The sequence below is a fragment of the Dyella sp. EPa41 genome (assembly GCF_016586165.1).
In the GTDB taxonomy this organism is placed as follows: domain Bacteria; phylum Pseudomonadota; class Gammaproteobacteria; order Xanthomonadales; family Rhodanobacteraceae; genus Dyella.
In genome coordinates, this window is sequence record NZ_BCPR01000056.1 from 19,012 (window position 1) to 29,922 (window position 10,911).

Here is a 10,911-nt window from a genome sequence, read left to right on the forward strand (position 1 = left end):
CTCGGAAGCCCGCCGCAGGCGAGCCCGGTCGCGGAAGACAGCAATAAGACGTCGCCAACTGCATGCCTGAAGAACGAATGCTGCAGACCGGCCCGAAAGGCGGTCGCGCACTGGGTGCGCTCCTACAACGGCGGACGCCGCCGCTGGCTTAGGCGGCGTGCGACACCGCCACCGGCTCCTCACCCGGCACGCGGTGCACCGGGAAACCCGCCGTCTCCCATGCATCCAGGCCACCCAGCAGCGGCCGCACGCGCTTGTAGCCGTGCGCCATCAACGCCTTCGCCACCATCGCGGCGGAGGCTTCATTCGGGCAGGTGCAATAGATGACCAGCTCCGCATCGATCGGTACTTCGGCGGCGATGCGGTCGACACTGTTGACGTCGGCGAGCAGCGCGCCGGGAATGATGCGGCCATCGATCATGCGCGACGCGTCGGAGCGCACGTCGACCACCACCGGCGTACGCCCACCCTCGATGGCTTCGTTGAGCTCGTTCACCGTGATGCGCGCCATGCGCAGCGTCTTCAGCAGGCGATGGCGCTGCCACCACTTGGCGATGATGTACAAGGCGAGCAGGCAGCCGATCAGCATCAGCGCCACGCTGCCCGCGTTGGCCAACGCTTCAATCACGTCGTCGATCTGGTTGGCGAACACATAACCCAGCGACACCGCGACGCCCACCCACAGCAGCGAACCGATGCCATCGAACAGTGCGAACGGCACCGCACGCAGGCCCATCGCGCCGACCAGCGGCGGTGCCACCGTGGACAGGCCGGGCACGAACTTGGCGAGCAACAGCATGCCGCCGCGCCAGCGCTGGAAACGCAGCTCCGACTGCTTCACGCAGGAATCGGGCGAGAGCGAGATGCGGCACAGCGTGCGCATCACCCCGCCGCCGAAATAGCGGCCAGCCAGGTACCAGGCGAAGTCGGCCAGCAGGCAGGCCACCAACGCCACCGACAACACGCCGCTCAACGGCAGCTTGTCCATCGCGGCCAGGGCGCCGGCGACGATCATGGTGGGCACGGCGGGCACGGGTGCGCCCGCCTGTTCCACGAGCACGTTGAGGAACACCAGCAGCAGGCCGTATTGGGTGATCAGCGCAACGATGTGATGGGCCATACAAACCTCACCGGCGGTATGCCTGGAGCAACGGGATCATTGGGTCGACCCCACACAAAAACAATCGGCCGCTTGGCCGGGGAAAGCCTTCCTAATAGCCCACGACTTCCCCGTCCTTGCGCATCTCGGTGGCGCCCCAGTACACCCGCTGCCTGGCGTCGAACAGGATCGCCTCGTAGCCGCCGAAATTGCCGGTGCCCGGCTCGATCGTATACCCCCGCCGGGCCAGCTCGGCCTTCACCGCAGGGTCGAATCCGGACTCCATCTCAACCTTGCCGATACCCATCGACGGCTCGCCCGTCGGCTCGGCGTTGCCGTAGTGCCGCCAGCGCGCGGCGTCCCCGGCGTCCTGCACGTTCATCCCGAAATCGATGATGTTGGTCAGCACCTGCACATGGGCCTGGGGCTGCATGTCTCCCCCCATCACGCCGAATGCCAGGAACGGTTCGCCATCCTTCAACACGAAGCCCGGGATGATGGTGTGGAACGGACGCTTGCCCGGCGCGTACACGTTTGCCGCCTTCGGATCGAGCGAGTACAGCTCGCCGCGATCCTGAAACATGAAGCCCAGACCGTCGGCCACCAGGCCCGAACCCATGCCGCGATAGTTGGACTGGATGATCGACACCATCATCCCGTCCTTGTCGGCGGTGGTGAAATAGGTGGTATCGCCATCGAACAGGCGCGGGTCGCCCGGGCCGATCGACGGGTTGGCATGGTCGAGATGGATCTCCTTGCGACGCTGGTCGCCGTAACCTTCGGAAATCAGTCCCTTCATCGGCACCTTCACGAAGGTCGGGTCGGCGTAGAACTTCGCCAGGTCCTCATAGGCCAGCCGCTTGGCTTCCAGCATCGCGGTGATCGCGTCCGCGCTGCCGACGCCCATCTTGCGCAGATCGAAGCCCTTGAGTATCTGCAACATCTCCAGCGCCGCGAAACCCTGACCGTTGGGCGGCAGTTCGTAGACGTCGTAGCCGCGGTAGTTCACTGATTGCGGCGTCACCCATTCGCCGTGGTAGCCGGCAAAATCCTCATAACGCAGGTCGCCGCCGATGCGCTTGAAGTAGGCATCCATCGTGCGCGCCAGCTCGCCCTTGTAGAACGCATCGCGCCCGCCCTGGGCGATGATCGAAAGCGTGCGCGCGAGATCCGGGTTGCGAAACACTTCGCCCTCGGCGGGCGTATGGCCGTCCACCAGGTAGGTGTGGCGCGCGTTGTCGAGTTCCTCGATCAGGCCCTTCTGCTTCTCGAAGCTGGCGAAGCTGCTCTTCCAGTATTTGGCGACCAGCTGGGTGACCGGGAAACCGTCCTTCGCATAGCCGATGGCGGGCGCGAGATCGTCGGACATAGGCAGCTTGCCGAATTTCTCGTGCAGCGCGAACCACGCGTCGACCGTGCCCGGCACGGTCACCGGCAGAGAACCGACCGCGGGAATATGCTCTTTCGCCGGCATGCCCGCCTTGGCGTAGGCGGCCTTTACCCGCGCCTTCATCTTCGCCAGGTCACGGCCTTTCGCCGAAGGACCGGAGCCGTTGTAGCCGTACAGCTTGTGCGTCTTCGGATCCCACACGATCACGAAGCAGTCGCCGCCGATGCCGTTGAGCACCGGCTCCATCAGGCCCAGTGCCGCGTTGGCGGCAATGGCCGCATCCACCGCGCTGCCACCCTTCTTGAGGACATCCAACGCGGCCTGCGATGCCAGCGGCTGCTCGGTGGCCGCCATGCCGTGCTGGGCGATCACCGGCGAACGAGAAGCCCAGGCGCTGCCGGAATAGCGATCGCCCCGGCTGATGTCGGCGCTCAGTGCGTGGCCGGCAAGCAGGCTGGCTGCCGCGGCCAGCAGGGTGAGCGCGGGGAAACGCGGGATGCGGGATATCGCCATGCGGACGGCCTCAGCAACGGGACGGGAAGCGCGGCGCCTTGCGTCATGGCCGATTGCGCCACACGCACATCACGCTGCAGGACGTGCCGTCATACACCCTGGCCGTACCGCTGCCAAGGAACGCCGCCACATGACGGCGATCGCGTCGCCGGTTCGACCGCTCGGCGGTGTCAGGCGCCCCGCGCCACGACGGCCGCATCGAGGCCGGCGTCGCCCTCGCGAATCCGGCGCGCGCCGGCCAACACCAGCGGCAACCACAGCACCGTCATCGCGGCGGCGCAGAGGAATACACCATCCGTGCCCAGGCGACCCAGCGCGATGCCACCTACCGCACCACCCACGAAGGCGCCGAGGAACTGGCTGGTGGAATAGGCGCCCATCGCCGCGCCACGCAGATGCGAAGGCGCCAGTCGCGATACCAGGCTCGGCAGCGCCGCCTCCAGCAGGTTGAACGCGGAGAAGAACACCGCCGCCGCCACGCCCAGCGCCGCCAGGTGACGACCCGACAGCGCAAACCCGACCAGGCCCAGCCCGATCGCCACCACGCAGATGCCCACGATGCGCAGGCTCTGCGCCACCTCGCGCATCCGGTGCAGGCAAGCGCCCATCACGAACGCGGCGATCACCATCACCGGCAGGTACAACTCCCAGTGGCGATTCACCGGCAACTGCAGCCGGTCGGCCAGCAGCAGCGGCAGGCCCACGAAGCTCGCCGTCAACAGCATGTGCAGGAAGAACACCGAGCCGTTCAACACCAGCATGCGCCCGTCGCGAAGCATGGACAGTACGCTGCCGAATGCGGCGGCCGCCGGCGCCTTGCGGCGCTCCGGCGTGGGCACGATCAGCCACAGCAGCACCAGCGCCGCCATCGCCAGGATCGAGGTGGCGCCGAACAGACCCGACAACCCGTCAACCGCTTCCAGCGGCGGGCCCAGGATCAGCGCGAGCAGGAACGCCACGCCGATCGACACCCCGATGATGCCCATCACCTTGCCGCGGTTTTCCTCGCGCGTGAGGTCGGCCGCCAGCGCCGTGCCGGCGCCCGCGACGGCGCCCATGCCCTGCAGCGCGCGACCGATGACGATGCCCAGCAGACTGTGCGAGAGCGCCGCGACCCATCCGCCGGCGGCAAACACCAGCAGGCCCAGGGTGATGGCCGGCTTCCGGCCGATGCGGTCCGACAGCAGGCCCAGCGGAATCTGCAGCAGCACCTGCCCCAACCCATAGACGCCCAGCGCCAGCCCGATCAGCAGCGGCGTGGCGTCCGGCATCTTCTGCGCGTACAGCGAAAACACCGGCATGATCAGGAACAGGCCGAACAGCCGCAGGCTGATCACACAGGCCAGCGTCAGCGCGCTGCGCCGTTCGAGTGGGGAAAGTTTGCTCACCGGAGGGTTCTTCTCAGGGCGGTTTCTCCGCCGATTATACGTTTAGGCCCACAAATCCAGACGCGGTGCCGTGTCGCGGCGGTTTTCAGAGCCCGCCCAGGGTCGCGGCGTGGCCCGCGCCGGGATCCGTTTGCGCGCGGGTCAAGGAAGAACGAGGGCGTGTATGCCGATACGCCACCGGGTGATGACGCCGGCGTGCGGGCAAACAGACCCGGCCCGCGCGCGGGGAGGCGCTTCGCCACGCACCGCCCCTGGCGGGCACACCGGCGCAACGCGGGCGACGCTGCGACCCGGAGCAGGCTCTTTCGGTCAACTCTCTCTATAATCGCCGGACAAGACCCCGCGACTCCCTCATGACCACGACTCACGCCGACACTCGCCGTACCGCCGACTTTGCCGCCGTCAAAGGGCTCGCCGCAGGGGACATGCAGCGCGTCGACACGCTGATCCGCACCCGCCTGTCGTCGGACGTGGTGCTGATCAACCAGATCGCCGACCACATCATCGCCAGCGGCGGCAAGCGCCTGCGCCCCATGCTGCACGTGCTGGCCGCCAACGCCGCCGGCTATCGGGGCGACCAGCACATCAAGCTCGCCGCGGTGATCGAGTTCATCCATACCTCCACTCTGCTGCACGACGACGTGGTGGACGAATCGGACCTGCGCCGCGGCCGCAAGACCGCCAACGCGCTGTGGGGCAATGCCGCCAGCGTGCTGGTGGGTGACTTCCTCTATTCGCGTTCGTTCCAGCTGATGGTGGAACTGGACGACATGCGCGTCATGCGCATCCTGGCCGACACCACCAACACCATCGCCGAAGGCGAGGTGCTGCAGCTGCTCAACATCGGCAACGCCGACGTGAACGAGGCCGCCTACCTCGCGGTGATCGAGCGCAAGACCGCCGTGCTGTTCGCCGCCGCCACCGAGCTGGGCGGCCTGCTCGGCGGCCTGCCGGCGGACCAGGTCGCGGCGCTGCGCCGCTACGGCATGGAGTTGGGCTATGCCTTCCAGATCGCCGACGACCTGCTCGACTACGTGAGCGATGCCGACACGCTGGGCAAGAACATCGGCGACGACCTCGCCGAAGGCAAGCCCACGCTGCCGCTGATCTACGCGCTGCAGAACGCCGACGAGGAGCAGAAGCGCTCGCTGCGCCATGCGATCGAACATGGCGGCCTGGATTCGCTGGACCGCATCATTGCCGCCATCCGCGATTCCGGTGCGCTGGAGCGCACCCACGAGCGCGCCGTGTTCCACGCCGATGCCGCACGCGATGCGCTGCGCTCGCTGCCCGATTCGCCATGGCGCGAGGCCATGGCGACACTGGCGGATTATTCGGTGCAGCGCAGTTTCTGACTCTTCGCGAGGTTGGATCGCGCACTGGGTGCGCTCCTACAAGGGCATCGTGACCCTGTAGGAGCGCACCCAGTGCGCGATCCGACCCGCCGAACCCTTACGGCGTTCCCGCAAACGCTGCGCGCAGCCAGTCGTGCATCAACCGGTAGCTGCGCTGCGCCGCCCGCTCGTCATACATGCAGCCCGGCTTGTGCTGGTCGGTCTCGGTGAAACAGTGCACCGCATTGCCCAGCACCACGAACTGCCAGTCGGCCTTGCTGCCGCGCATCTCGTCCATGAACTTGTCGGCATCGGGCATGGTGCCCTTGTCGTCGGCACCATTCATCACCAGCACGCGCGCCTTGATCTGCTTGGCGAGCGACGGATCGTCCGTCTGCAAGGCGCCATGGAACGACACCACGGCCGCCACGTCCGCGCCGCTGCGGGCCAGGTCCAGCACGGCCGAGCCGCCGAAGCAGAAACCGATGGCAGCGAGCTTGGTCAGGTCGATCGGGGCGTCCTTGCCTTGCGCCTTCAATTGCCCCAGCGCCGCGTCGATGCGCTTGCGCATCAGCGCGCGGTCGCCGTACAGGGGCTTCACCGCCGCCATGGCCTGATCGTCGCTGGCGGGGCGCACCGTCTCGCCGTACATGTCGGTAACGAGGATGACGTAATCCTTGCCGGCGATGCCCTCGGCCTTCTTCAAGGCACCGTCGTTGACGCCATACCAGTTCGGCACCATCACCAGGCCGGGACGCTTGGTGGCGACGGCATCGTCATAGACCAGCACGCTATGGAACTTGGTACCGCCTTCGGTCCATTCCACCGGCTTGTGCACCATCTTCGCCTGCGCGGCGAAGGTGAATCCGGACAGCAACAGCAAACAGCAAAGTCGGGCCATGCGCATGACTTCCACTCCTCGTTGCGGGATAAGACAGGTCAGAGGCCGGCGGCGTGTTCGGCAAGCCGGCGCTTGATGGGGTTCAAACGGTCGAGCAGGCGCACGCCCAGGCCACGCGCCGCCACCAGCGGCGGGAACGTCCAGCCGTAGACGCGCGCCAGCGCGTCGAAGCCGAGCGCATCAAGCGTATCGGCACTGCGCCGGCGACGGGCATAGCGACGCAGCACCTGCGGAGCGGCGATGTCGACGCCGTCCTCTCGCGCAGCCGCCAGCGTATCGCGCAGTTCGCTTACGTCGCGCAGGCCCAGGTTCACGCCCTGCCCCGCCAGCGGATGCACCGCGTGCGCGGCATCGCCCAGCAATACGAAACGCTCGGACTGGTAGCTCTTCGCCAGTTGCAGGCGCAACGGGAAGGCGGCGCGCGGCGTGCTTCCCACGATGCGGCCCAAACGGAAGTCGCTGGCCACGCCCAGCGCGTCGAGGAAGGCCTGGTGATCCAGCGCCAACACGCGCTGCGCCTCGGCTTCGGGCAGCGACCAGACGATCGAGCTGCGCCCATCCGCCAGGGGAAGCAAGGCCAGCGGCCCGGTTTCCAGGAAGCGCTGCCACGCGGTGCCTTCATGCGGGCGTTCGGTACTGACATGCGCGACCACGCCACGCTGGGCGTAGTCGCGCCCCTGCGTCTTGATGCCCGCCAGCGAGCGCAGCGGCGAGTTGGCGCCATCGGCGGCCACCAGCAATCGTGCGGAAAGCATGTCGCTCTCCGCGCCTTCCAGCGTGAGCTGTACGCGGTCTTCCTGCACGTCGAAACCGCTGACCTGCGCCGGACACAGGCGGCGTACGCCAGCCGGTTCCAGGGCCTGCCACAACTGCCACTGCACGAGATTGTTCTCGACGATGTAACCGAGCAGGTCGCGGCCCTCGTCGGCCGCATCGAAATGGATCGACGCGCCGGTGGCCGCGTCCCATACGTGCATATGTGCATAAGGACCGGCGCGCCGCGAGCGGATGGAAGCCCATACGTCCAGATCGTCGAGCAACGCCACGGACGAAGGCGCAAGGCCCACCACGCGAAGATCCACTTCATCCTGCGCCGACCAGGGAGCCGGAGCGCGCGCCTCGACCAGCGCCGTGGCAAAGCCCGCGCGCGCCAGCGCCAGCGCCGTGGCGGCGCCGACCATGCCACCGCCCACCACGGCCACATCCAGCGCCGGCCCGCGACGACGCGGCAATTCATTCCGGGACAACGACGGCACGCTCACGGCAACCGCTCCAGTACCGCGCGCGGCGGCTCGCTGCGAAAACCCATGCCACGCCGGGCCATCAAGCGCTGCAACGGCGGCACGCGATCGAACGCCAGCATCGCCATCGAACGCAGCGGCCCAAGCAGCGGTTGCGCCAGGCAGGCCAACTGCACCAGGCCGTGACTCATCGCCATGGTGCCTTCGCGATCCGCCGCACGACGCGTGGCGTAGCGCTCCAACAACGCATCGGCGCCCGGATCGCCGGCTTCTGCCACCAGTTCGGCCAGCGTCAACGCATCACGCAGCCCGAGGTTGAATCCTTGCGCGCCGATCGGATGCACCGTCTGCGCGGCGTTGCCGACCAGCACCGCGCGCGGACCGGTGAGTTCCTTCGCGGCCACGCGCTGGATCGCATAGGGATGGCGGCGCCCAGGGCGGCTGAGGCGACCGAGACGCCAGCCGAAGCGTTCCTGCGCGAGCGCGATGAAGGCCTCGTCGTCGAGCGAGGCCACCGCATCGGCCTCTTCGCGCGGAACCGTCAGCACCAGCCCGCAGCGACGCCCCGACAACGGCAGCAAGGCCACCGGGCCGTGGTCGGCGAAACGTTCGTAGGCGCGGTTGGCATGATCGCGTTCCGGCGTCACCGTGCACACAAACAGGGTCTGGTCATAGTCATGGCGATCGACGGCGATGCCCAGGCGGTCGCGCACGAAGGAATCCGTGCCGTCCGCACCCACCAGCAACGGCGTATCGATTTCTATCGCACCCTCGGCCATGCCGATGCGGGCACGCCAGCCATTCGGCGTCGGCTCCAGCGCCTCCAGTCGCGCCGGTGCCAGCCGGCGGAGCTGTCGACACTCATCGAGCCGGCGCAGCAGGCCGGCGCCGAGTTCGCGCGCCGGCAGGGTCCAGCCCAGGGCATCGACGCTCTGCCGATCGGCGTCCATGCGCACGCTGCCGAATTCGCCCGCGCGCGTGACGTGGATGTGACGGATAGGCGTTGCCTGCGCTGCCACATGCGGCCACACGCCGATCGCGGCAAGGCCGTTCACGGTGGCGCGAGCCAGCGCCAGATTGCGTTCGTCGTAGCTCGGCTGCCCACCGACCCGCGGCGCCGCGGCCTCGACCATCACGGCCTCGATGCCGGCTGCGTCCAGTGCGATGGCCAGGCTGGCGCCCACCAGCCCTCCGCCAATGATGAGAACCGGCGGCCGTGCGGTCGCGGCCTGGGGGGATGAGGTAGTCATGGCGCCGAATGATACGCGCTGCCAGCCCGGGGCCTGTACACCGTCAGGGGCACGCCGGTTTGGGATAGACTTGGCGTCTGCACCCTGCGCAACACTTTGGAGCAATTCATGGCTACGACGCAAAACCAGCGGCTTGGCATTTTCCTGGCCCTCGCCCTGGTGATGGCCGCCACCCGCGTGCATCTCTCGCTGTTCCACCACGACGTGTGGGACGCTTCCTGGGCGATCTTTTTCCTGGCCGGCTTCTGGTTGCGCGGCTCGTTCCGCTGGGCCTTCCCGCTGCTGATGGTCGAGGCGGTGGTGGTGGACTACATCGTGATCAGCAACCAGGGCATCAGCTTCTGGGATCACTACTGCGTGTCGGCGGCCTACTGGTTCCTGGTGCCCTCCTACCTCAGCCTGTGGCTGGGTGGCAGCTGGCTGGCCCGCCAGCAGCCGGGCCTGAACCTGCGTGGCCTGGGCATGGCGGCCGTCGCCGTGCTGGGCGGCTGGGTGGCCTGCTACGTCATTTCCAACGGCAGCTTCTACTGGCTGAGCAACAGCGTGCCGCAACCGCGCAGCATGGGTGCCTGGGTCGCCAACATGGGCGACTGGTACCTGTTCTTCCTCGAAGCCACGGTGCTCTACATCGCCCTCGGCCTCGTGGTGCACGCGCTGGCTACGCAGCTGTCGCGCACGCTGGGCCATGCGGGCCAGTCCAAGCTGCCCCACTGAGGCAGCACGTGGGCAACCGCCTCTCGAAGATCTATACGCGCACGGGCGACGACGGCAGCACCGGTCTCGGCGACGGTTCGCGCGTCGCCAAGGATTCGCTGCGCGTGTCCGCTTACGGCACGGTCGATGAGCTCAACAGCACCATCGGCATGGTGCTCGCCTCCGACGGCGTGGGCGACGACGTGCGCGAGGCGCTGACGCAGATCCAGCACGATTTGTTCGACCTTGGCGGCGAGTTGTGCATTCCCGGCATGGCGATGGTCCATGACCCGGACATCGAGCGCCTGGAGCAGGTGCTCGATGGCTTCAACGATCCGCTGCCGCCGCTGAAGGACTTCATCCTGCCCGGCGGCGGCATGGCCGCTTCGTGCTGCCACCTGGCCCGCACCGTGTGCCGCCGCGCCGAGCGCGAGGTCATCGCGCTTGGCCGCGTCGAGGAAGTTCGCCCGCAGGCGCAGCGCTACCTCAACCGGTTGTCCGACCTGCTGTTCGTGGTCTCGCGCGTGCTGGCCCGGGCCAGCGGCCACGGCGAGGTGCTGTGGCAACACGAGCGCCGTCGCAAGCCGACGGCCTGAGCGACGCCATGCTGCGGCTTTACACCCACGCCAGTTGCCTGCAGCACGATCCAGGCCCCGACCAGCCCGAGTCACCCGCGCGCCTGCGCGCCGTGCTGCAGGCGCTCGACCACGATCGCTTCGTGGCGGTGGATCGCATCGAAGCGCCGCGCGCCACGCGCGACCAACTGCTGCGCGTGCATGCCGCCGCCCATGTCGATCGCATCCTGGGCACCCTGCCCGACCATGGCACCGTTCGGCTGGACGAAGACACCCTGATGTCACCCGGCTCCGCCGAAGCGGCGTTGCGTGCCGCCGGTGCGCTGGTGGCGGCAGTCGATGCGGTACTGACCCAGGGTGGACGAGCCTTCTGCGCGGTGCGACCGCCCGGCCACCACGCCACGCCCGATCGCGCGATGGGCTTCTGCCTGTTCAACAACGTCGCGGTGGCCGCGTCCCACGCGATCGCCGCGCATGGCCTCAAGCGAGTGGCCATCGCCGACTTCGACGTGCACCACGGCAACGGC

The 10,911-nt window shown here is 67.9% G+C and carries 9 protein-coding genes and 1 pseudogene; 4 read left to right on the top strand and 6 right to left on the bottom strand.

The window, feature by feature from the left end; genetic code table 11:
• Positions 1–148: 148 nt before the first annotated feature.
• From JMF82_RS16235 to JMF82_RS16245, 3 genes are all read right to left on the bottom strand, one after another.
• On the bottom strand, positions 149–1,120 hold the full coding sequence (locus JMF82_RS16235; protein WP_201315595.1) for a DedA family protein/thiosulfate sulfurtransferase GlpE: 972 nt from the start codon (positions 1,118–1,120) through the stop codon (positions 149–151).
• A 91-nt stretch (positions 1,121–1,211) separates the two neighbouring features.
• Positions 1,212–3,002 carry a gamma-glutamyltransferase gene (gene ggt / locus JMF82_RS16240; protein WP_236585517.1) on the bottom strand — a complete coding sequence of 597 codons (1,791 nt, stop codon included), beginning with the start codon at positions 3,000–3,002 and terminating at the stop codon, positions 1,212–1,214.
• A 170-nt stretch (positions 3,003–3,172) separates the two neighbouring features.
• Complete coding sequence (locus JMF82_RS16245) at positions 3,173–4,390, bottom strand: MFS transporter (protein ID WP_201315596.1); 1,218 nt, start codon at positions 4,388–4,390, stop codon at positions 3,173–3,175.
• Between the two features lie 353 nt (positions 4,391–4,743).
• Here JMF82_RS16245 and JMF82_RS16250 point away from each other — a divergent pair, with 353 nt between their 5' ends.
• A complete protein-coding gene (locus JMF82_RS16250; protein ID WP_201315597.1) occupies positions 4,744–5,745 on the top strand; it encodes a polyprenyl synthetase family protein in 1,002 nt (333 codons plus the stop codon).
• A 97-nt stretch (positions 5,746–5,842) separates the two neighbouring features.
• On the opposite strand, the gene JMF82_RS16255 is transcribed toward JMF82_RS16250, so the two are convergent.
• From JMF82_RS16255 to ubiH, 3 genes are read right to left on the bottom strand one after another with little or no spacing between them, the layout of a single operon-like run.
• Complete coding sequence (locus tag JMF82_RS16255) at positions 5,843–6,631, bottom strand: dienelactone hydrolase family protein (protein WP_201315598.1); 789 nt, start codon at positions 6,629–6,631, stop codon at positions 5,843–5,845.
• Between the two features lie 32 nt (positions 6,632–6,663).
• Positions 6,664–7,887 carry a UbiH/UbiF/VisC/COQ6 family ubiquinone biosynthesis hydroxylase gene (locus JMF82_RS16260; RefSeq protein ID WP_201315599.1) on the bottom strand — a complete coding sequence of 408 codons (1,224 nt, stop codon included), beginning with the start codon at positions 7,885–7,887 and terminating at the stop codon, positions 6,664–6,666.
• On the bottom strand, positions 7,884–9,116 hold the full coding sequence (gene ubiH, locus JMF82_RS16265; RefSeq protein ID WP_201315600.1) for a 2-octaprenyl-6-methoxyphenyl hydroxylase: 1,233 nt from the start codon (positions 9,114–9,116) through the stop codon (positions 7,884–7,886). The genes JMF82_RS16260 and ubiH overlap by 4 nt, the downstream gene beginning before the upstream one ends.
• Positions 9,117–9,224: 108 nt before the next feature.
• Here ubiH and JMF82_RS16270 point away from each other — a divergent pair, with 108 nt between their 5' ends.
• The 3 genes and pseudogenes from JMF82_RS16270 to JMF82_RS16280 form a co-directional block, all read left to right on the top strand.
• A complete protein-coding gene (locus tag JMF82_RS16270) occupies positions 9,225–9,830 on the top strand; it encodes a hypothetical protein (RefSeq protein WP_201315601.1) in 606 nt (201 codons plus the stop codon).
• Positions 9,831–9,838: 8 nt separating this feature from the next.
• Positions 9,839–10,405, top strand: coding sequence for a cob(I)yrinic acid a,c-diamide adenosyltransferase (locus JMF82_RS16275; RefSeq protein WP_201315602.1), 567 nt, complete (start codon positions 9,839–9,841; stop codon positions 10,403–10,405).
• Between the two features lie 11 nt (positions 10,406–10,416).
• Positions 10,417–10,911, top strand: a pseudogene (locus tag JMF82_RS16280) (histone deacetylase family protein); the annotation flags it as partial.